The sequence below is a fragment of the Paenibacillus suaedae genome (assembly GCF_032337355.1).
GTDB lineage: Bacteria > Bacillota > Bacilli > Paenibacillales > Paenibacillaceae > Paenibacillus_B > Paenibacillus_B suaedae.
In genome coordinates, this window is the sequence record NZ_JAVYAA010000001.1 from 1,184,914 (window position 1) to 1,208,128 (window position 23,215).

A 23,215-nucleotide genomic window follows, 5' to 3' on the forward strand; every position below is an offset into this window, starting at 1 on the left:
CAGCAGGTGTGAGTACAGATGAAGATATTTCCATTTTACAGTTAGCAGAGGTTAAAATAACCAATCGAAAGCCAAGATCCGATTTTTAGGATCTTGGCTTTCGATGTTAAGGTCAAAATATTGCATATATATAAAAAAATAATGCGTGTTTCTACCTATCTTTGATTTGCTATTATTAGCCTAAGTTAGGTTGGGTTTTTAATTTCCATATAGATATGTATGATATCTTTTTATATTTTTCAAGATGTTGCAGCGGGAAAATGAGAGGGGGGAAATGGTAATGAACAGCAGTGGAGTTATAAAAACAGAGCAAGTTAAAGCGGCAGCGTTGGTGCGGCCGTCTGAGCGGCAGTTGGCGATACAAGAGATGGAGTTTTACGCTTTTGTACATTTTACAGTAAATACGTTTACGGACCAGGAATGGGGCAGTGGGCAGGAGCAGCCGGATATTTTTAATCCGACACAGCTGGATGCAAGGCAGTGGGTACGCGCTTGTAAGGCCGCAGGGATGAAAGGGCTGATTCTGACTTGCAAGCATCACGATGGGTTTTGTTTGTGGCCGAGTGAGTATACAGAGCATTCGGTGAAGAATAGCCCATGGAAAGATGGCAAGGGTGATGTCGTTCGTGAGGTGGCAGATGCTTGTCGTGAAGGCGGGTTGAAGTTTGGGATTTATTTATCGCCTTGGGATCGTCATGAGCCGTGTTATGGGGATTCGCCAGCTTATAATGAGTACTTTACCAACCAACTGCGCGAGCTGTTAACAAGGTATGGGGATATTTTCTGTGTATGGTTTGATGGGGCTTGTGGTGAAGGTCCTAACGGCAAGCGGCAAATATATGATTGGAATGGCTATTATGCACTGATTCGTGAATTGCAGCCAGAAGCGAGTATTTCGGTGTGTGGGCCGGATGTGCGCTGGTGTGGCAATGAGGCGGGGCATTGTCGCAAGTCGGAGTGGAGCGTAGTACCTGCGCAGCTGCAAGATAAGGAGAGAATTCAGGAACATTCACAGCAGGAAGATAATGCTGAATTCGCCAAGCGTTTCACTTCAGAGGATGAAGACTTGGGTAGCCGCGACATAATTGCAAATGTATCGGAGCTTGTCTGGTATCCAGCGGAAGTGGATACGTCGATTCGTCCGGGATGGTTCTATCATGCGAGTCAAGATGATCAAGTCAAGTCGCTGGATGAGCTGCGGAATGTGTACTATGGTTCGGTCGGAGGCAATGCTACGCTCTTGCTTAATATTCCTGCCGATACGCGCGGTCTGCTCCACGAGAATGATGTGCAACGGTTAGAGGAGCTCGGAGCTTGGATTCGCAATACGTTTGAGACGAATATGGCACGCGATGCTGCTGCTACGGCTAGTGAAGCGATGGCTGGATATGAAGCGGCCAATATACTGGATGGCAATCGAGATACGTTTTGGGCTCCTGAGCAAGGTACAGAGGTGGCGAGTATCACTGTCGACCTAGGAACAGAGCAAACGTTTGACCATATCGTACTGCAGGAGTATCGCTATACGCAGAGGATTGAGAGTTTCAGCTTGGAGTATTGGCAAGACGATTCTGCTGAGGCTGCAGAGGAAAGTACGGATACAGCAGCAGGTACAGGGGCATGGCAGTCAATTCTGAATGGTACGATTATCGGTCACAAGCGGATCTGCCATTTTCCAGCCATAAGCAGCAGTCGCTTGCGTCTTCAGATTACTGGCTCCCGCTGGTGGCCAAACTTGTCCACATTCGAAGTGTACAATAGTCAGGTTCAGGGTGGTGAAGGGAAATGAATAATCGAAATGCTCATCCGGAAGTGGTCACCTTCGGGGAAAGTATGGCCCTATTGATCGCTGAGGGAGGAAAAGGTCTTGAATACACATCGAATTTGACGCCTTCCTTTGGAGGAGCTGAGACGAATGTAGCGATCGGTTTATCAAGGCTTGGACATTCCGCAGGCTGGTGCGGTCGGCTTGGAGATGATCCGTTCGGGCAGCGGATTTATAAGATGGTGCGGGGGGAAGGCGTAGATGTTACACGCGCTTCATTCACAGATGAAGCCCCAACAGGACTCATGATTCGAGAGAATGCAGCTGGAAGAAGCTCTGTCTATTATTACCGCAAGCTATCGGCGGCTAGTAAAATGACTCCTGAGCATTTGGATGAGGAATATATTGCTGGAGCAAAGATTTTACATATTACCGGGATCACACCTGCATTAAGCACATCCTGTGCGGAGACGGCGGCAGCAGCGATGGACATCGCGAAGCAGCACGGCGTCAAAGTGAGCTTCGATCCGAATTTGCGCTTGAAGCTATGGGATGTGAAAGCAGCCCGAAAGGTTCTATTGCCATTGGCGCGAAAAGCGGATTATTTCTTGCCGGGATTAGATGAATTGAAACTGCTGTATGAGACGGAATCGATGGATGAGATCGTTGCCAAGCTCAGTGAGCTGTCCGCTGTAAGCATTATTAAAGGTGGCGAGGATAAAACCTATATTCTGGAGAACGGAAAACTGTCATCAGTTCCTTACTATAAGGTTGATCATGTAGTCGATACGGTAGGAGCTGGAGATGGCTTCTGTGCTGGATTTCTAGCTGGTTTGCTGCGGGAATATAGCCTTGAGGAGGCGGTTCGTCTCGGTAATTTGATAGGCTCGCAGGTAATCCAGACAGTTGGCGATTGGGAAGGTCTCCCTAGTGGAGCGCAAATCGAGCGATTACTTGCCGGTAAGGTGCATGTTGAGCGGTAAGATGTGTTTCATTGAGGACTATTTATAGAAACGACATTCGATAAATGGGGAGGAGAACAATATGAAGAAAATGCAGATTACTCAGAAGATAGTACAGGAAGGTGTCGTTGCCGTACTTCGCGGGGAGACGGCAGAAGAAGTTGTCGCAATGGCCGAGGAAGCGATTCTCGGCGGAATTAAAGTGATAGAGATTACGATGACAGTTCCATTTGCGTTGAAAGCAATTGAGACACTTTCTCAAAAATATAAATGGGATTCGTCGGATGAATCTACTTATGCGATTATTGGCGTAGGAACCGTGCTGGATGCTGAAACGGCACGCGCGGCGATTCTTAGCGGCGCTCAATTCGTAGTGTCCCCTTTCCTTAGCGCTGAGACCGTAACCATGTGCAACCGATATCGCGTACCGGTAATGCCAGGAACGATGACGATTAAGGAAATTAATGAAGCGCTTGAGCTTGGAGCCGATATCGTCAAGCTGTTCCCAGGCAACCTGTATGAGCCATCCGTAATCAAGGCGATCAAAGGCCCATTGCCGCAGGCTAACATTATGCCAACCGGCGGTGTGTCGTTGGATAACCTAGGTGAATGGGTGAAAGCCGGAGCGGTAGCGGTAGGGATCGGCTCCGATTTGACGAATGAAGCAGTTAAGAACAAAGATTTCTCGTTGATTCAGAAGAAAGCTGCTGCTTATGTAGATGCATATCGTCAGGCAAAAGGGCTTTAAAACATTCGAAATAATATACGCAGATCGGACGATTCAGCATGTATGAATCGTCCGATTTTCTTGTGCAGCATGACCAGAAAATAGAGTGACAAGTATAGGTAGTTACACGATTTGAATGGACCAGGATGTAAGCAGCTGAAGCGTACGATATGTCAAAAAGGGACACACACATGGTCATAAAAGTGCATCTATTTTTAGGTGGAATGTCGATATAATGGTGCGAAGTACGATATTGGGGATACGAGCTATTACACAGGATTCTGTAAAGAAATGAGGGTAGCTTAATGAATCATATAAGCAACTATTATTTGCTTGAGCGGACAGCGGCTAGCAAATGGACGGAAGCGTTTCCAATCGGTAACGGGCGCTTAGGGGGCGTTGTATATGGTGGGATACAGCGCGAGCAGATTCAATTGAATGAAGATTCGATTTGGTATGGTGGTCCAAGGGATAACGATAACAGAGCAGCGCAAGCGGCGTTGCCGGAAATTAAAAACTTGTTGCTGCAGGGTAACGTGCGCAAGGCAGAAAAGTTAGTGTTGAAGCATATGACGAACGTACCCCAATATTTCCACCCTTATCAGACATTAGGCAACTTGTTCTTGGATTTTGATACGGATATAGATGTTCATGCAATTCATCATTATTGTCGTGAGCTAGACTTGGATAATGCTTTGGTTCAGGTAAATTATGAATTAGGACGGCAAGATGCAATTCAGTACAGCCGTGAGATATTTTCTAGTGCCGCTGATCAAGTGCTGGTCATCCGGATGACTATGACCGACGCCGCAGGTTTAACCTTTGCAGCTAAATTTGACCGTAGACCATTCACCGGTGAAATCGTTCAGACCGATGATGGACAGGCTATTGCCATGAAAGGACAATTAGGAGCAGATGGCGTACGTTATGCCGTTGTACTGCGGGCAGAAGTTGAGGGTGGACAATGTCAGACGGCGGGCAGTTATCTTGATATTCGCCAAGCTCGTGCAGTCACGCTTATTGTTGCAGCGCAGACTTCATTTCGCTGTGCTGATGCTTATGCTGTTGCTTGTCAACAGGCAAAACAGGCAGCAAAAGTGCCATATGAGACATTGAAGCAGCGACACTTGGATGATTATAAGCCGCTGTTTAACCGTGTAACGTTGGATTTGGAAGCGGAGGAAAGAAGAAGCACTGAGCCACAGCTTCAGGTTCCTAGACAACAATGCTTGTCCACGTCGCAGCGACTAGAACGATATCGGCAAGGTGCCGCTGATAATGGGCTGGAGGCGCTGTTTTATCAGTATGGGCGTTATTTACTGCTTGCCAGCTCCAGACCGGGAACTCTGCCAGCTAACTTGCAAGGGATTTGGAACGATAGTTTTACTCCTCCATGGGAATCGGACTATCATCTGAACATTAACTTGCAAATGAACTACTGGCTTGCCGAGACGGGGAATTTAGCGGAATGTCACCTGCCGCTATTTGATTTTATTGAACGCTTAGTCATCAATGGACGCCAGACAGCGCGCAACATTTATGGTGCACGTGGATTTGTTGCTCACACGAGCAGCAACCTGTGGGCGGATACAGGCATTTACGGTGAATATGTGAGCGCCAATATGTGGCCGATGGGTGGCGCATGGATTGCGCTGCATATGTGGGAGCACTATTGTTATAACGGCTCACTTTCGTTCTTGCGCGAACGCGCGTATCCCGTGTTGAAAGAAGCGTCGTTATTTTTCATAGATTTCTTATTGGAGCTGCCATCAGGACAGCTGGTGACCGTACCATCCCTATCACCAGAAAACTCGTATCGTAGTGAACAGGGTGAAGTCGGGGCGCTATGCTATGGTCCATCGATGGACTCGCAAATTTTGTATGCGTTGTTTACAGCATGCATCCGTGCCGGTGAGCTATTGCAACTGGATGAAGGGCATATGGAACAGGGGGGCCAAGAGGACAAAGATTTATTGGCACAGTGGAAGCAAGTACGCAGTAAGCTGCCACAGCCGCAAATCGGCCGCCATGGACAAATTATGGAGTGGGCGGTTGATTATGAGGAAGTAGAGCTGGGGCATCGCCATATTTCTCATCTATTCGCTTTGCATCCAGGGGAACAGATCATTCCTCATCGCAGCCCTGATCTTGGACAAGCTGCGAAGTTCACGCTGCAGCGGCGCTTAGCTCATGGTGGAGGACATACGGGCTGGAGTCAAGCGTGGATTGCAAACTTCTGGTCAAGGCTGGATGAAGGAGAGCAGGCACATCTGAGTTTGCGCAATCTATTAAGCAAAGCGGTACACTCGAACTTGTTCGGCGACCATCCTCCATTCCAAATTGATGCCAACTTTGGTGGGGCAGCAGCGATGCAAGAGATGCTATTGCAGTCGCACGGGGATGAAATCCGGTTACTGCCAGCTCTTCCGCATGCGTGGCGTCAGGGTTATGTTATTGGCTTGCGTGCCCGCGGTGGATTTACCGTTGATATGGCTTGGAAGGAAGGCAAGCTGCAGCAGGCGCAAATAACGTCTACGCTTGGCAAGCCTTGTGTTATTTATAGTACGGTTCCGCTTACTTTCCGTTCTGGTAAGCCATCAATGGCAGTGGCTGTAACACAGCCCGCGCCACATACGTATCAGCTGGATATCCCGCTTGGAGCTACGGTTATAGTAAGCGTAGCGTAGGTTACTGTCGAACTAATAACATAAAAAGGAAAAAGTAAAGTCAAATAAGCAATAAAGTCAAAATTGTTCACAATCGAGCAAAATAATTGACTTACTATTGCTGGGAGCATTTACTATGATGATTGTAGGTTCAATATCGAATGATCATCATTGTTCATTGTGATGAATCCAAGTCTATGAAATCGGGAGGAACTAGAAAATATGCAAACTATGGAGACACGCTACGCGTATGCGCCACAATCGATCGCACGCATGACAACAGAAGAATTGCGCAAGGAGTTTTTAGTGGAGCAGGTGTTTGTTCCCGGTGAAATTCGCTTGACTTACTCGCATAATGACCGTTTGATCTTTGGTGGCGTAACACCTACGAAAGAGCCGTTAGAGATTAAGCTTAGTAAAGATTTGGGTGTTGAGTATTTTCTAGAGCGTCGTGAACTAGGTGTCATTAATATCGGTGGTCCTGGGTTTATTACGATTGATGGTGTGCGTGAATCGATGAACAATCAGGATGGCTATTATATCGGCAAAGAGACGAAAGAAGTGCTGTTTGCTAGTGCAGATGCTAGTAATCCAGCGAAATTTTATATTTCTTCTAGCCCGGCTCATCACAAATATCCGAATGTGCGTATTTCCATTGATAACATTAAGCCAATGGAGACAGGTGCTGATAACACAATGAATAAGCGTAAAATTTATCAGTACATTCATCCGAATGTGTGTCAGTCATGCCAGTTGCAAATGGGCTATACGCACCTAGAAGAAGGAAACGCTTGGAATACGATGCCATGCCACACGCATGAGCGTCGCATGGAAGCGTATGTATACTTCGATATGGAAGGGGACAACAAGGTATTTCATTTCATGGGCAAACCTGATGAGACGAAACATCTCGTTGTTGGCAATGAGCAAGCGGTTATCAGTCCAAGCTGGTCCATTCACACCGGTGTTGGCACTAGCAACTATACGTTTATTTGGGCAATGTGCGGCGAGAATATCACATACACCGATATGGATATGGTCGCTATGGACGATCTAAAGTAGATAGATGAATAGATAGGGTTTATAGAGAGGGGAGTATGAAGAGTTGTCACAATTTTCGGTAGATCAATTTCGCCTTGATGGCAAGGTAGCTCTCGTTACAGGTGCAGTGTATGGGATCGGATTGGAAATGGCATGCGCTATGGCGCGTGCGGGTGCAAAAATTGTATTTAATGCTCGTGAGCCAGAAACGGTAGAGATCGGTATGGCTGCTTATAAGGAAGCCGGCATTGAGGCGCATGGATATGTATGCGACGTGACCGACGAGCCAGGTGTACAAGCGATGGTGCAACAGATTGAAGCGGAAGTTGGAGTCATTGATATTCTAGTCAACAATGCTGGCATTATTAAGCGGATTCCAATGACAGAAATGACTGCGGAAGAGTTCCGTGAAGTCATTGATATTGACTTGAACGGACCATTTATCGTTTCCAAAGCGGTTATTCCAGGGATGATTAAAAAAGGTGGCGGTAAAATAATTAATATTTGCTCGATGATGAGTGAATTAGGACGGGAAACGGTGTCTGCTTATGCTGCTGCCAAAGGCGGCCTCAAGATGCTAACCCGCAATATCGCTTCTGAGTATGGCCAATATAACATCCAATGTAATGGTATCGGACCAGGCTACATTGCTACGCCACAAACAGCGCCGTTGCGTGAGCTTCAAGCTGATGGCAGCCGTCATCCGTTCGATTCCTTTATTATTGCGAAGACACCTGCAGAGCGTTGGGGCGAAACTCAGGATTTAGCAGGTCCTGCGGTATTCTTAGCTTCGCCAGCTAGTGACTTTGTCAATGGGCACATTTTATATGTTGACGGTGGAATCCTTGCCTATATTGGTAAGCAACCTTAATTTCGAATAGTAAGATGAAAATATAGAGACTAACAGGAGTACGTTGCTGTTAGTCTTTGTAATTTATCTGATGTGTACGATGTGAGTTATGAGGTTTGTTGTGCTGTGAAAACTGTTGAAGGAAGCGTGAATAATCGTGATGGAGAAAATACGTAGCATGCAGTGGAATCATCGTGACGATGTAGCGGAAGCCCTATTGACGTTAGTAGAGCCGTTAAGGTCACGGTTAACAGAACAGCCTGGACACTTAGCATTAGGAAGCCACGGCACGGTCTATACCGAAAATCGCAGAGATGCCGAAGGATTCTTACGAATCCTGTGGGGATTGGGGCCTTTCCTCGTTCATTATGATGACGAGCAGCTTCAGCATCAATGGATGCGTGGACTAGCGGAGGGTTGCAACCCACACAGCGAGCATTATTATGGCAAGACGATGGATGGCGATCAGCTGCTGGTCGAGATGGCTTCTATCGCGACTACACTGCTGCTTGCACCACACAAAACTTGGGATACTCTTTCGAAGACAGAACTGCAGCATTTGGCGGACTGGTTATGGCAAATTAATGAACGCCGTTTGGCACCGAATAACTGGCACTTCTTTCGCATCTTAGTGAATGTGGCACTGAAGCGACTTGGTATGAAGTATTCTCAAGAGATGATTGAACAAGATTTTGCTCTGATTGAGTCTTGCTATGTTGGCGATGGCTGGTATTTTGATGGAGTGGATCAGCAGTTTGATTATTACATCCCATGGGCGTTCCATTATTATAGTTTAATCTACGTTACGTTTATGGCGGATGAAGATCCGGAGCGGGCAGCTAGGTTGAAAGAGCGGGCTATTCTTTTTGCGCGCAGCTATCAGTATTGGTTCGATAGCAAGGGAGAGGCGATTCCTTTCGGTCGCAGTCTTGCGTATCGATTTGCGCAAGCAAGCTTCTGGAGCGCGCTTGTGCTGGCCGACGTTGAAGCTCTGCCATGGGGCGTCATTAAAGGGTTGTATGCGCGCAATATGCGAAGCTGGATGAATCATGATATTTTTACGTCAGATGGCGTGCTAAGCGTAGGCTATCACTATCAGAACTTGGTGATGGGCGAGGGCTATAACGGTGCGGGTTCCCCGTATTGGGCATTCAAAAGTTTCTTATTGCTTGCTGTTTCGGAAGACCATCCTTATTGGCAGGCAGAGGAAGTAGAGCAAGAGGTATCACCAGGCCGGCTGCCGCTGCCGAGCATGAAGGCGTTGATTGAACATACGCATCATTCACAACATGTGCTTATGTATCCGGTAGGTCAATTTATTGGCTATCAGAACCATGCTTGCGCCAAGTACTCTAAATTTGCCTATTCGACTGTATTTGGCTTTAGTGTGCCGCGAAGTAATTATTACTACTATGAAGGTGCTTTTGATAGTGTGCTTGCTGTTAGTGAGGATGGCGTACATTTTCGTGATAAGCCGCTTGATTCGAGCTATGAGCTGCATGAAGATCGACTTATACATAACTGGCAGCCGCAAGTCGGAGTTACGATTCGCAGTACGATTATCCCTTGTGGCGACAGCCATGTACGCATCCACGAGTTGGAAACTAGCCGTGCCTTAATTGCCTATGATGCCAGTTTCTCAGCGCCGTTCACCACGGTTAGCAGTGGCGACACAGCCGTAGTCAAGACAAGCTGGGCAAGTTACGATTCGCCTGTCGGGAGCACCATCGCCAAGGCGGTTAGAGGATTCACACAAGCGGAGATGATTCGCACCGAGCCTAACACCAATGTATTCTATGAGCGTACTCTGATGCCTGCACTGCGTGCTGAACTTCAGCCAGGGACACATTTATTAGTTAGTGTGATGGCAGGAGTTCCTGCTGGTTGTGAGTCGCAGCTGCCTGAGGTGAGGCTGACATCGGATCGCGTAATTGTGCACCATAACGAGCAGACGACAACGGTTAAGGTGAAATAGAGGAAAGCGAATACAACAAAAAAGTCAAAATTGTTCACATTTCACACAAATTAAGGCGTACATTCTGCGGAATGTATCCGCTATCATAAGAAATGCATTGAGTTATTTTTCTGGGAGAGGGCTGAAATGCAGATGTCTACAGAAGGAACGCAAACAACGGTCATGCAAGCAAATAAGCTTTACACACAAGCAATTGAAAATATTCTAGCGAAGACGCTGAACAATATTGATAAGTTTGGAACTCAGTTTCCGCATGTTAGCCTGAATGGGAAATATCAACTGAATGATAACAACGACTGGACCAATGGCTTCTGGTCGGGAATATTGTGGTTATGCTATGAATATTCACAAGATGAACGTTATCGGCAGGCAGCAGAAGCTACAGTGGCTAGTTTCCGTCAGCGCTTTGATCAAAAAGTTGTATTGGATCATCATGATATTGGCTTCCTATTTAGCTTGTCTTCCAAAGCGCAGTGGATCATAACAGGCGATAATCGTGCTCGTGAGCTGACACTGGAGGCAGCTGATCATTTATTGAATCGTTGGCGTAACACGAGCGATGGAAGCGGATACATTCAAGCTTGGGGAACGAAAGATAACGAGCAAGAAGCGGGTCGTATCATTATCGACTGTTTGCTTAATCTGCCATTGTTGTATTGGGCAAGCGAACAGACTGGTGATCCAAAGTATCGAGAAATTGCAGAAATCCAAGCAGAGAAAACGCGGCGCTATATCGTTCGTGGAGATGATAGCTCGTACCATACTTTCTTCTTCGATACCGAGACGGGGGTTCCAATCGGCGGTGCGACCCATCAGGGCTATAGCAACGGCTCGACGTGGACGCGGGGGCAAGCTTGGGGCGTATATGGCTTTGCACTTTCCTATCGTTATACGGGAAATGCAGCATTTTTGGAGACATCTAAGCGTATGGCGCGCTACTTCCTTGAGCATTTGCCTGCGGACAGTGTTGCTTATTGGGATTTCAATGCGCCTGTAACGGCTGATACGTATCGCGATAGTTCAGCTTCAGCGATTGTAGCTGCCGGACTGGTAGAGCTTATCTCACATTTGGATGCTGCTGACCCCGACCGTCCTTATTTCGAGAAGATGCTGACAACCAGTATGGAGTCGCTGATTACCAACTATGCTACGATTGGTGACGATGCAGCGGAAGGTTTGCTTAAGCATGGCTCGTACTATGTCCATGGTGGGTTGTCCCCTGATGATTATATGATTTGGGGCGATTATTACTACTTGGAAGCGCTCATGCGTCTTACACGCGGTATTCCTGGCTACTGGTATGAGCGTAAATAGAAATAGGAAGAGAAAGCCGATGATGTTGGCTTGAACAGTAACGGAAATGATGAAGGATTGAAGGAAGGGAAGTGACGCTAACCTCATGTTCCATTTAACTTACTATAAACGAATGTTACTTTCCTTCATGCTATTTATTATCGTACCGATGGTTGCTGTATCTGCGCAATCTTTTTATCTAATTAAAGAATCGATGCTGGATAAGCTGCATGCAACGAATGAGAACATGTTGAACGTAATTGGAGCAGAATTTAGCAAAACAATCGATGATGCTACATTTGCCTCCCATTTCATTGTAAACGATGAAGGCTTCAAAACTAGCTTACGTAATTTCGCTGATGTGAAGCAATTAAATAGTTATGCTGATTATGAGAATTTCTCACAAATCAAAGCTGTATTTTCGCTTATCAATTCAAAAACGTTGAATAGGCAGACGCAGATGTACTTAATTAACCGCCAGCAGTTTATTATCCCTTCAGGAGATGATGAACCGGCGAAACTACTACCACATTTACCTGAACTGTATAGCAAAATTAATTTCCAGCAGCCAGAAAGGCTGCAGTGGTTAGGACTGCTCGAGGACAAGGAAGCTAGTAAATATTATATTGCTCGTGTCATCTATGATCGCGTTAGTAAAGAGCATACGGCCGTGCTGCTGATTGGAATTGAACAGTCCTATTTCGAAAAAGCATTACAAGCTGTGAAGTCATGGGATGTTGCTCTCTTGGATGAGCATGGTGACCGGATTGCTGGCTCAACACAATTGCTTGCATCCGATTCAAATAAGGTGGACGATCGAATGCGCTCGGAAGTCGTGCTGAGCAAAAACGGGTGGAAGCTTGTGTATGAGATGAGCAACAACACGTTTAGAGGCATCATTTCAAAGACGCTTTATATCGGTTCTGCTGAAGTCATGCTTTTTGTCATTATATTCTCTTTGTTTGCACTGCTGATCTCTAAACGATTGCATCGTCCAATTGAGCAATTACAGCAGGTTGCAGGACAATTTGGCAACGGTAAGCTGGATGTTAGGCTGCAAGTTAAGGGAGATGATGAGCTAGCAGCGGTTAGCAAGACGATTAACTTGATGTTGGATCAGCTGCAACAGTCCATTCATGACATGGAACGGCAACAGGAGCAGAGACGAGTGTTGGAGCTTGAGGCGCTGTTTATGCAAATTCGTCCCCACTTTCTGTTGAATACGCTTAACTCAATTAAGTGTAGCCTAATGTTGCAGAAAGATCGCCTGCATAGCGGTATGATTGACTCTTTAATGAGCCTGCTGCGTGCCTATATGAATTTCAATGCACTAGCAACACTGCAAGAAGAGTGTGAGTTAATGGGTCACTACATTGATATTATGCAAATGCGCAGTGATATTCCAATCCAACTGCAAGTCGATGTAGAGCCGCAATTGCAGATGCTTAAGTTTCCAAAGTTATTACTACAACCGTTAGTTGAAAATGCAATTTTACATGGGTTTGTCGATACTGATGTAGATATAGAGGGCAATGATAGTGGGCGCCAGCAATCTCAAATTTGGATTTCCGTCTATCAGGACGCGGATACCATCGTCATTGAGGTTGCCGACAACGGAGCAGGTATGGATGAGTCTTTGTTGCATCGCCTGAATGAAAGTGTGTTGCGTTGCAGTGATGAACCTGATCCTAGTTATAAGCGGGTCGGATTGGTTAATGTTGCTCAACGCTTGAAACTATCTTTTGGTTCAGAGGCTACGCTTTCTTTTGCTCCTAACAGGTATGACGGTATAACGGCACGAATGCAGATTCCAGTGACATCAAGCGGGGGGACCACCAGTGATATACAAAGTGATGCTTATTGATGATGATGTGCCAATGCTCAAGCTATTGCAGCAAATGATTGATTGGGAACAATTACAGTTGAAAGTGGTAGCTGCCACCTATTCCAGCGTAAAAGCAGTACACCTGTTTCAGCAGACCGTTCCAGATATTGTGATAACAGATATTGGCTTGCCACAAAAAAATGGGATTGAGTTAGCAGAGCAGTTTCGCCAACTCAAACCTGACGTGCGCGTCATTTTCTTAACCTGTCATGAAGACTTCAACTACGCGAGACAAGCGCTTAAGCTTCAAGCTGACGATTATTTAATTAAAGATCAGTTAACAGAAGAGCAGTTGCAACAAAGTTTGCATAAGTCGCTGCGCTTACTGAAAAAACAATCATCGTCTGTCAGTGTACAACCTTCAAGCTACAATCAACAGTTGCTCAAGCAAGGTTTATTGCAGAGTGTGCTTGATCGAACGAATGTTGACGAAATCCTTAAATATGCTGCTGGCATTGGAGTAAGGTGGAACTGTCCTTGGTATATGCTCAGTCTTGTGCATGTACAATATGCTAGTTACGATGAACATTACTCACAGCAATCGTTATCGTTAATTTGCTATGCCGTCTACAATATTGCGGAAGAATTAGCGCGCAAGTTTGAAGGGATCACACCATTTTTGCAGCAACAGCATCTTGTCATTGTGTATAACTATCACGATAATTTAGCAGATAACACCGTGTTGCACTTCAACAGCTATTTACAAAAATTGAAAGAACGAGTTGCGCAATATATGAAATTGCAGCTGGTTAGCATCACAGTAAGTGATAAGCTGCAACTTAAGCAAATGGGTACTTGTTATCACACCTTATTGCGCCATAAATATGAGTTCTATGTTGGGGAGTCGATGCAGATTGCCGATCGCCAGCAGGCGATAGGATCAACATGGCTGCAATTGCCTGCAGGGGAGCTCAACAACTATAAAGTTGAACTGAAGCAGGCGCTAGCTATTCATGATATAGATGGCATACAACGTATTATCGGGAGTATGAAGCAACATTTTCAAGCAAGGATGATTGAACCTGCTTCATTCATGCATGAGCTGCAAGTTTGCTTACGCGAGCTGACGATTGCAGCTTCGGTTAGACTCGATGAAGCGATCTTCAATTATATGGAGCAGTCACGAACCCTTGTTGATGTGCTTGCATTAGCGGAACGCACGCTAACCGCGATGGCTATGCCTAGCGATAAACAGGGGAAACAAGGGCAAGGTACACTAGCTAATAGCTATGAACCTAAGTTACAGCAAATTCAACATTATATCGAACAAAATTTAGCTGATAGTATTACTTCCATTGATATTGCGCGCTATCTGTATTTGAATCCAAGTTACTTCTCACGCTATTTCAAACGCATGACTGGCAGCAATTTTACGGATTATGTACATCAGTATAAGATGAACATTGCTTCACAAATGTTGAAAACATCTGGGCATACGCTGGAACAGATCGCACTGACACTAGGTTACTCAGACCGTACCTATTTCTCTAAAGTGTTCAAAAAGTATATGGGCGTAACACCGAGTGAGTATAAGAACGAATGCTCGTAAATCTATCAAAAATAACGGAAGAAAGAGATGATCATCTTATGACACCACTAACGCAGTTTACGATTGAAATTCACGATGCAAATCATACCGTATTGGCAGCTGCTTCTGATCAGGGGCAAGCCCAGCTTGTATATCATCAGCCCTATCAAGAGGGTGACCAAATTGTTGTAAAGAGCGAGCATTCCAATCAATATGTAATGTTGCAGCTTGATGATACGATGCCAGAAACGTTCGTATATTTGGCGACAACTTGCTATCGGCTTACGATTCCATTTGGAGAGAAGAAAATCTCCTATAACCCGAAATCATATAGTGGTGACATCCATGCGCTTAGCGTGCGTCTAGCGACTGAAGCGGAAATCTCCAGTTACAAAAATGTAGCGCTTAATCCGTTCGACCAACATGAGAATGACAGTTGTTATCCGCATGCGATTGCGAATGTGGAGACGCGTGGAGAGTCCGTGTTTGCCGCACGCAATGCCATTAATGGCAATTGCTTTAATGCAGGTCACGGGGCATGGCCATTTGAGTCGTGGGGGATTAACCAGCAAGATGACGCTGAAATGAGCGTGCAGTTTGGACGCACTGTAGCAATTGACTGCATTGCTCTAACGCTGCGAGCAGACTTTCCTCACGATAACTATTGGGAGCAAGTAACCGTCTGCTTCTCAAACGGTGATTGTGAGACGATTCATCTCACGAAAACGCATGCCAAGCAGGTATTTAAGCTTACGCCGCGTCAGGTAGAGTCATTGACAGTAAAGAACTTAATCAAGTCCGATGACCCGTCGCCGTTTCCTGCACTAACGCAAATTGAAGCTTATGGCTATGAAGTAAACTGAGCGAATAAAAGATATAGATCTGAGCCTGCTGTGGGCAGAGAGGTCTATATCTTTTTATTTTCATTTAACGTATATATGTTTTTTCAGCCATTGTCTGAAAACCTGCAACTGTTCCCCAGTATGGAAATAGTGTTCTCCATTCTCCATTACTTGCAAATTACAGTTAAAACGTTTATTAAATTCAGATACAACGTCAAACTCACATACGTTATCTTCTGAACCATAGAGAATGGAAGTTGGAATATTCCAAGCAACAATAGGATGTTCTTTCACATAACAGTAGTAGTCCCAGTAGAGAGTTTGTCCAATAGGTGTAGAAATTTCTTTCTCTATTTTTAATCTACTCTCACTTACGTTAAACCATGTCATCATATTATTTATAATACGTTCCATATTTACCACAGGAGAGAGAAACAAGCACTGCTTCAACGGCTCATGGCTATATGCTAATAGACTAAAATACGCTCCCATGCTACAAGCAAAAAGGCTTATATGATTTGATAACGATTTTGCATAGGTCATAATTGTATGAAGGTCTTGAACACAGTTCTGAACGTTGCAAAGGTAAGTATCATCCTTACGATCACCATGTTGAGGTAAATCAAAGCTAAGCACTTGATATCCTAATGCTGTTGCTTCTTCTGCAAATACAATAATCGAGTCATCTGCCTTGTTTGACATGTTACCATGCACCACCACAAATAACTTATCTGATTTGTCACCCCACAAAATCGCTGGAATATTTTCTATTTTCAAATTATTTTTTATCATTATAATTTATCCTCCATTTTCTAATTCTTGGTGTGTCATTCTACCTCTACATAGTAACTCCCTAATTAGTTGTGAATGAAGTCAAAGAAAAGGATTTTCCATATAATACCTCCAAACCTATATATATGGCTTAATTATACTATGTGTTTTCTATTAATATATTAATTTTCAACATCTATTTAAACGTAGCCATTTTTTAAGCAAAGGTCAAAATTTTACTCGTGGAAGGTCATAATCCGTCCTTGGGTCTCTCCTTCTCGCTGAGTATGATGGTATCAACAATCAGTTATGTGGAAGGAGCATGTTTCAAATGGGAGAGCAGAACCAGAACAAACAAGGCAGAGGGCGCCTCACCATTCCTACCGACCTTGATGTCGTAGGAGAAACGCTGAAAACGATGGAGTTGTGGGGTGCTGATGCTGTGCGCGATGCAGACGGCACAACTTTCCCGCAAGAGCTGGCTGAATGTGGAGCGAAAGTATACGCTACTTACTATACAACCCGCAAAGACAACAATTGGGCGAAGGCAAACCCAGATGAAGTACAGCAATGCTATATTTCAACGAAATTTGTTCCTGCCACAGGCGCTGAACTTTCCATTCGTCTGTTAGAGGGAATCAGCGAAGACTTATTGCAAGTCAACAACCGCGATGATATTTACCGTTGGTGGGAAGTTATCGATCGTACCACTGGCGAGGTCGTACCTACGAATCTCTGGAGCTATGATGAAGCTAGCGGCTGTGTAATGATTACGAATACAACACCTTATCATGAGTATAGCGTGAGCTTCTTAACCTATCTGATTTGGGATCCCGTTCATATGTACAATGCTGTCGTTAATGATTGGAAGGATTTCGAACGACAAATTACGTTTGACGTACGTCAGCCTAAGACACGGGAATACTCCAAAGGCAGACTTCGTGAATTTTTGCGGGACAAGCCTTATGTAAATGTAGTACGGTTCACGACGTTCTTCCATCAGTTCACGCTCATATTCGATGAACTGCGTCGGGAGAAATATGTGGATTGGTACGGCTATTCCGCGAGCGTCAGCCCATATATTCTCGAACAGTTCGAGCGTGAAGTTGGCTATAAGTTCCGTCCGGAATACATTATTGACGAAGGGTACTACAACAACCAGTATCGGATTCCGTCAAAGCAATACTTGGACTTTATGGCCTTCCAACGTCGCGAAGTGGCGGGGCTCGCTAAGGAGCTCGTTGATATTACCCATGAAGAAGGTCGCGAAGCGATGATGTTCTTAGGGGATCATTTTATTGGCACTGAGCCTTATATGGATGAGTTTAAAACCATCGGGCTGGATGCAGTCGTGGGCAGCGTCGGCAATGGTTCGACACTTCGTTTAATTAGCGACATTCCTGGGGTGAAATATACAGAAGGGCGCTTCCTGCCATACTTCTTCCCTGATACGTTCCATCCTGGCGGGAATCCAACGGCAGAAGCTCAAGAAAACTGGTTAACGGCAAGACGAGCTATTTTGCGTAAGCCTGTAGATCGCATTGGCTATGGCGGTTACTTGAAGCTGGCGCTGGACTTCCCAGACTTTGTTGATTATGTAACGCAAGTTGCCGATGAATTCCGCGATTTATATGAGAAGGCACGCACGAAGCCAATGTGCTTAGCTAAAGTTGCCGTTCTGAACTGCTGGGGGAAAATGCGCTCTTGGGGCTGTCATATGGTGCATCATGCGCTGTACCAGAAACAAAACTACAGCTATGCGGGCATTATTGAAATTTTGAGCGGAGCTCCTTTCGATGTATCGTTCATTAGCTTTGACGACATTCGTGAGCAGCCGCAGCTGCTAAAAGATATCGATGTCATTATTAATGTCGGTGACGCTGACACCGCACATACCGGCGGTGACAACTGGAAAGACCCGTATATTGTTGAGCAAATCCGTGCATTTATTGCTGGCGGAGGCGGCTTTATCGGGGTAGGTGAACCTTCTGCGGTTCAACATCAAGGTCGTTTCTTCCAGTTGGGCGATGCTCTTGGCGTAGAGCTGGAGCGCGGCTTTACCCTCGGCTACGATAAATATAATTGGGACGAAAAGCCGTCTCACTTTATTACCGCCGATATGAATGGTGACATTAACTTCGGTGAAGGCAAGAAAAATGTATACGCAACGAGCGCTGATATTTTAGCTTGCAAGGATAAAGAAGTGCAGTTTGCAGTTAATAATTACTTCGGCGGCCGATCTGTCTATATCGGTGGACTGCCGTATAGTGCGGAGAACGCCCGCTTGCTGCATCGTGCAATATTATGGTCATGCAGCAAGGATCACGAATTGCACAATTGGTTTAGTTCGGATGCCCATACGGAAATCCATGTCTATCCAGAAACAGGTACGTATTGCGTTGTCAATAACACGGCAGAGCCGCGCAACACGACTGTGTACGCGAATGGAAAGAGCTTCGAATTGGAGCTCAAGGGAGGCGAATTGCGTTGGTTTGATATGTAAGGTTACGTCGTATTACAATTGAATAACAATTAGATTAGGCTGGACAATTAGTGAGATAATTGTTCCAGCCTAATCCTGTTTTTGGCTGACATAGAATAAGTGTTGAGATGTGAATTCATCGAAAGAAGGGGATGGACATGATGGAAGGTAGGAGTGAAGAGCGCGATAGATATATGGAAGCCTATCATGTATGCGACAATGTAAAGTTATATAGTAAATATTTGCGAAACAGCACGCCGAGCGTCATTTTTATCGCCGGATTAGGTGATAGCAGTGAGACATGGGAGATCGTGCAGAATCGAATATCAGAAGTAGCGTCGACCTTGTCTTATGACAGGGCAGGTATTGGCAGAAGCCAATCCGTATCAGGAACACGAACATGTCGTTGTTTAGTCGAAGAGCTTTCCGAATTGCTGCAAGTGCTTAACGTAGAACCTCCTTATGTATTGGTGGGGCATTCCTTCGGCGGCTTAGTCGCTAGATTATATGCAGGCCTTTATCCGCAAGACATATGTGGAATCGTGCTGGTAGATGCAGCGCCTGAATACAAAGAGTTGGCATACGAAAAGGTGCTTCCGAAAGAACGGATTGCGGAAAATAGGGAATATCTGATGAACCCCATGCAGAATAGTGAGCGAATCGACAAGATACGAAGCTATGAGCAAATTGCCGAACATGTACAACTATATGACATTCCACTCTCTATTATCATAAGAGGGTTGCCCGATGAGTACCATGAAGGATGGCCTCACATGGAAATATTAGAAGTGGAACAAAAGCTGCAATCCGAGTTTCAGCGATTGTCGACGTCAAGCAAGATTCGAATAGCCAATCAGAGCGGACATTACATTCATCATGATGAACCTGAGATCGTAGTAGAGGAAATCATGAATATGCTAGAGGAGAGTAGAAGCTGAGCAATTCTCTCAAATCCCCGTAGAATGGGTATGGACGAGCCACTCTACGGGGATTCTATACATAAATTATAAAAATGGAACAGAATGCGCCCCCTATATCACAACTCTATGCAATATCGAATTTCTTCTGCTTTCTGCTCAAATCCGAGCGACTCATACAATTGCAATGCTGTTCGATTATCGGTTAATACCTCAAGGCTCGCACGTGGTATGTCATGAGACTTCGCATATTGGAGTGATTGAGCAAGCAGGAACTTCGCAAGGCCCTGTCCACGCCATTGCTCGCGAACGAATACATTTTCGATTTGGGCATAATCATCTTCTTTCCACGTCAATAGACCGGCGACGACGGTATCCCCTTGGCGGACAACCATTGAATTCCAGAGCGGATACTGCCTGTATTCATTCAGTCTTTCCAATCCAAGCGGGTTATCTGGCCAAATTTCTGTGTCGATATCCAGATAGGCATGAGCTTCTTCATCCGTATCCAAATTCCAATGAGAAAATTGATAACCTTCAGGCAATTGCAATTCTGGGATAGGTGCTTCTATCATTCTTTTCATACGATATAGACTAATCAGATGACGGAAACCACGCTGCAGGAAGAATTGACTGTTCACCTCTTCAGTTGAATCATTACCAACACAGAGTCTCGTTCCGTATTCGGCAGGAAGTGTTGCCTTCAATTCAACGGCTCTTGCGTACAGCAGCTCATAAATGCGGGCAAGTAATACATAGTCATGCTCACGTTCTGGGATCGCTTTGATATTAACGTAAATGGCATGCTTGTTCTCTTGAGCGCGACCGGGCGGTACAATATTAATGATGCCGACTTGCCCCTTGGCAACCATCTTGCCATGCTCAAAGGCACAATACACGTTGCTCCAGTTCGTCTCCTCGCCTACCCACCAAAATATCGCATTCGGACGCGATGTAACAGATTGATATAATTCCCCTAATAATGGCATGTCCTCTTGCTGGAAATGACGAATCTGCAATTCAGTCGTAGTATGCTCCATTCGATACCTCTCTCTGTAAGTAGTAATTTCGTGCTGGCAGGTTGTTCTGCTCCTTTTTCACTATAGTATACAAAAACTGGGTTGACAATATATTCCTCGATTGTGTATCATCTATTTTAATATCCATCTAATTTAATGATTATCTAATTTGATTATTGTTTAATTCGTGCATGCTCTACGGATACTGGAACATTACTTAAATAAGCTGAGGAGGAGTGAATGCCTGTATGCAGTTAGACAAGGTGGTTGCCTATCATAAGGCGTTGGCGGATCCAACACGTGTCAAGATGCTCATCCTGCTTGCGGAAGGCGAGCGGAATGGTCAGGTATTAGCGGAGAAGCTATCGGTTACTCCTGCCACGATTACTCATCATGCGGCTAAGCTTCGCGAAGCAAGTCTTATCAACGAACGGAGAGAGAAGAACACGATTTATTTTTCATTAAATGATTATTTTCTAAAGAATAATGCTGCTGCGGCTATTAATCTCATTTACCGCGGAGCTGATGGAGGTATAGGGATGTTGAGTGAGGAACAGAAGCGTTTGAGGGATTCGGTGATTCGCAATTTCTTCTCGAAAGAGGGCAAGCTCAAAAATATCCCGTCGCAGTTGAAGAAGAAGCTTATCATCCTGGAGCATATGGTGACTAATCTGGAGGCGGGACGCAGATATAGCGAGAAGGAAATCAACGAATACATTATGGCCTACCATGAGGATTTCGCAACGATTCGCCGGGAGTTCATTATGCATCAATTTTTATTCCGAGAAAAGGAGATTTACGAGCTGAACCCGCAGGAAATGTGGGCAAAGTGGGTGAATCTTGCTTGAGAACGAGAAGTGACTGTTCTGCTGGATACCGTGGGAAATCCGCGAGTATCCAGCAATTTTTCAATCAAATCGAGCAATGCGAACTGCCGGTTCATAGTTTGATCGTGTGTCACCATGGTTCTACGATTGCAGAGTTCTGGCGCGAGCCGTATCGCAAGGATTGCCCGCAACTGTTGTATTCCGTAAGCAAGTGTGTGACCTCCATTGCGGTTGGTATTGCATGGGACATGGGACTCATTCGCCTGGACGATCCGGTCATTTCATTCTTTCCCGAGCGGCTGCCAGAGCGAGTATCCGACAAACTATCCGCGATGACGATCCATCATCTGCTATCTATGACAGCAGGTCATGAGGGTGATATCTACCCTGTTGTGGCTAAGGAACAGGACTGGATCAAGGCATTTCTAGCACAAGAGGTGGATCATGAGCCGGGTACTCAATTTCAATATAGTACACATTCGACCTATATGCTGTCTGCCATATTGGAGCGGGTAACGGGGCAGAATCTAGTAGACTTTCTCATGCCTCGATTATTCGAGCCGTTAGGCATCGCTAGACCTGTATGGGAAACCTGTCCGATGGGAGTTACTGCTGGGGGGATGGGGCTGAGTCTAACGACGAGTGACGTAGCGGCATTCGGTCAGATGCTGCTGAGCAAGGGTATGTTCAAGGGAAAGCGCATCGTGTCAGAGCAATATATCCAGATGGCGACAAGCGAGCAAAGCGATAATCGCAAAGGAACCAATCGAATCGATTGGGCTCAGGGCTATGGCTATCAGTTCCATCGCTGTCGAGACGGCTGCTTCCGAGCAGACGGGGCATTCGGTCAGTTATGCTTCGTCTCTCCGAAGGATGGGATTGTCATTGCTGCGACGGCTAGCTATCCGACCATGGATATGCTGCAAACACTTCTGAATCTCATTTATGAACATCTCCTTGACGAAGTTGACAGCAGTGGTGATACTCGGGAGCATCCGCATACAGATGTGCAGCAAGAGGGCAATCCATCAAGTATTATTGATCATTCCAGTCAGTTGCCTCCCGTTGAGCCTTGGGCTTGGATGGTTCCGTTACACAGAAAAGCGCGGCAAACAGTAGGGGGACAGCATGCCCAACAAGTACTGGAACTGCCGGAACTGCATCAGCATGTGTACGTCATGCAACCGAATGCAAGTGGATTGAAGCAAATTCGCTTCGATGCTCAGAGTGAGACGGTTCAGCTTCATTTGCTATATGGAGATGAGCGGGATATTGCTGTGCCTATAAACGCAGCGCAGCCGATGCGTACGAAGGCTGTATTTTACAAAGATCTATCCATGTCCCTGCAGGAAGTCGTTGTATATGCATCGTGGGTGAACGAATGTACCCTGCGCGCCAAGCTATTTTATATCGAAACGCCTTACGTGGTGACCTATATCATGAAGTTCTATCCGCAGTCGATCGACTTGGAGTTTGCTATCAATGTGTCTTTTCATCTGTCCAACTTCATAGCCGTTGGTTACAAGGTAAACTTGTAGTATGCAGGAAGTGTATTGTGTATTCCATATCGAATGTAAGCCATGTAAAGTACGGGTAGTCATTTAGCATCTGTGGTTTTGTAGCGTGGTTTTATAGCATGATTAGTGTGTAGCTTGAGATACGGAT

Annotated in this window: 17 protein-coding genes; 15 read left to right on the forward strand and 2 right to left on the reverse strand. The window is 45.4% G+C overall.

Annotation, left to right across the window (positions count from 1 at the left end; translation table 11 throughout):
- Positions 1-274: 274 nt before the first annotated feature.
- The 11 genes from RQP50_RS05255 (at position 275) to RQP50_RS05305 (ending at position 15,555) form a co-directional block, all read left to right on the forward strand.
- The gene (locus RQP50_RS05255; RefSeq protein WP_315743733.1) at positions 275-1,789 is read left to right on the forward strand and encodes an alpha-L-fucosidase; all 1,515 of its coding nucleotides are present in this window, start codon (positions 275-277) and stop codon (positions 1,787-1,789) included.
- Positions 1,786-2,748 (forward strand): sugar kinase, encoded by a 963-nt coding sequence (locus RQP50_RS05260; RefSeq protein ID WP_315743735.1) that lies wholly within the window; start codon positions 1,786-1,788, stop codon positions 2,746-2,748. Before RQP50_RS05255 ends, RQP50_RS05260 begins: the two co-directional genes overlap by 4 nt.
- Before the next feature lie 61 nt (positions 2,749-2,809).
- Positions 2,810-3,475 carry a bifunctional 2-keto-4-hydroxyglutarate aldolase/2-keto-3-deoxy-6-phosphogluconate aldolase gene (locus RQP50_RS05265; protein ID WP_315743737.1) on the forward strand — a complete coding sequence of 222 codons (666 nt, stop codon included), beginning with the start codon at positions 2,810-2,812 and terminating at the stop codon, positions 3,473-3,475.
- A 284-nt stretch (positions 3,476-3,759) separates the two neighbouring features.
- Positions 3,760-6,141 carry a glycoside hydrolase family 95 protein gene (locus RQP50_RS05270; RefSeq protein ID WP_315743739.1) on the forward strand — a complete coding sequence of 794 codons (2,382 nt, stop codon included), beginning with the start codon at positions 3,760-3,762 and terminating at the stop codon, positions 6,139-6,141.
- Positions 6,142-6,351: 210 nt separating this feature from the next.
- Positions 6,352-7,182, forward strand: coding sequence for a 5-dehydro-4-deoxy-D-glucuronate isomerase (kduI, locus tag RQP50_RS05275; RefSeq protein WP_090512700.1), 831 nt, complete (start codon positions 6,352-6,354; stop codon positions 7,180-7,182).
- A 43-nt stretch (positions 7,183-7,225) separates the two neighbouring features.
- Positions 7,226-8,032: a gluconate 5-dehydrogenase gene (locus tag RQP50_RS05280; RefSeq protein ID WP_021254845.1), complete on the forward strand. Its 807-nt coding sequence runs from the start codon at positions 7,226-7,228 to the stop codon at positions 8,030-8,032.
- A gap of 157 nt (positions 8,033-8,189) precedes the next feature.
- Positions 8,190-9,986: a DUF2264 domain-containing protein gene (locus RQP50_RS05285; protein WP_315743742.1), complete on the forward strand. Its 1,797-nt coding sequence runs from the start codon at positions 8,190-8,192 to the stop codon at positions 9,984-9,986.
- Positions 9,987-10,112: 126 nt separating this feature from the next.
- On the forward strand, positions 10,113-11,300 hold the full coding sequence (locus tag RQP50_RS05290) for a glycoside hydrolase family 88 protein (RefSeq protein WP_315743744.1): 1,188 nt from the start codon (positions 10,113-10,115) through the stop codon (positions 11,298-11,300).
- A 226-nt stretch (positions 11,301-11,526) separates the two neighbouring features.
- The gene (locus RQP50_RS05295; protein WP_315743746.1) at positions 11,527-13,143 is read left to right on the forward strand and encodes a sensor histidine kinase; all 1,617 of its coding nucleotides are present in this window, start codon (positions 11,527-11,529) and stop codon (positions 13,141-13,143) included.
- Positions 13,118-14,713, forward strand: coding sequence for a response regulator transcription factor (locus tag RQP50_RS05300; protein WP_315743748.1), 1,596 nt, complete (start codon positions 13,118-13,120; stop codon positions 14,711-14,713). The genes RQP50_RS05295 and RQP50_RS05300 overlap by 26 nt, the downstream gene beginning before the upstream one ends.
- A gap of 38 nt (positions 14,714-14,751) precedes the next feature.
- Complete coding sequence (locus RQP50_RS05305; protein WP_315743750.1) at positions 14,752-15,555, forward strand: carbohydrate-binding protein; 804 nt, start codon at positions 14,752-14,754, stop codon at positions 15,553-15,555.
- 60 nt (positions 15,556-15,615) lie between these two features.
- Here the strand turns inward: RQP50_RS05305 and RQP50_RS05310 are convergent, their stop codons facing one another.
- Entirely contained in the window at positions 15,616-16,326 is a 711-nt protein-coding gene (locus RQP50_RS05310; RefSeq protein WP_315743752.1) for an alpha/beta hydrolase, read from the reverse strand.
- A gap of 310 nt (positions 16,327-16,636) precedes the next feature.
- Here RQP50_RS05310 and gnpA point away from each other — a divergent pair, with 310 nt between their 5' ends.
- The gene (gene gnpA / locus RQP50_RS05315; protein ID WP_315743754.1) at positions 16,637-18,808 is read left to right on the forward strand and encodes a 1,3-beta-galactosyl-N-acetylhexosamine phosphorylase; all 2,172 of its coding nucleotides are present in this window, start codon (positions 16,637-16,639) and stop codon (positions 18,806-18,808) included.
- A 137-nt stretch (positions 18,809-18,945) separates the two neighbouring features.
- Entirely contained in the window at positions 18,946-19,725 is a 780-nt protein-coding gene (locus RQP50_RS05320) for an alpha/beta fold hydrolase (protein WP_315743756.1), read from the forward strand.
- A 98-nt stretch (positions 19,726-19,823) separates the two neighbouring features.
- On the opposite strand, the gene RQP50_RS05325 is transcribed toward RQP50_RS05320, so the two are convergent.
- Positions 19,824-20,744 carry a GNAT family N-acetyltransferase gene (locus RQP50_RS05325; protein WP_315743758.1) on the reverse strand — a complete coding sequence of 307 codons (921 nt, stop codon included), beginning with the start codon at positions 20,742-20,744 and terminating at the stop codon, positions 19,824-19,826.
- A gap of 227 nt (positions 20,745-20,971) precedes the next feature.
- On the opposite strand from RQP50_RS05325, the gene RQP50_RS05330 reads away from it, so the two are divergent.
- Positions 20,972-21,571, forward strand: coding sequence for a DUF2087 domain-containing protein (locus RQP50_RS05330; protein WP_315743760.1), 600 nt, complete (start codon positions 20,972-20,974; stop codon positions 21,569-21,571).
- Complete coding sequence (locus tag RQP50_RS05335; protein WP_315743762.1) at positions 21,568-23,088, forward strand: serine hydrolase domain-containing protein; 1,521 nt, start codon at positions 21,568-21,570, stop codon at positions 23,086-23,088. The genes RQP50_RS05330 and RQP50_RS05335 overlap by 4 nt, the downstream gene beginning before the upstream one ends.
- Positions 23,089-23,215: the final 127 nt, after the last annotated feature.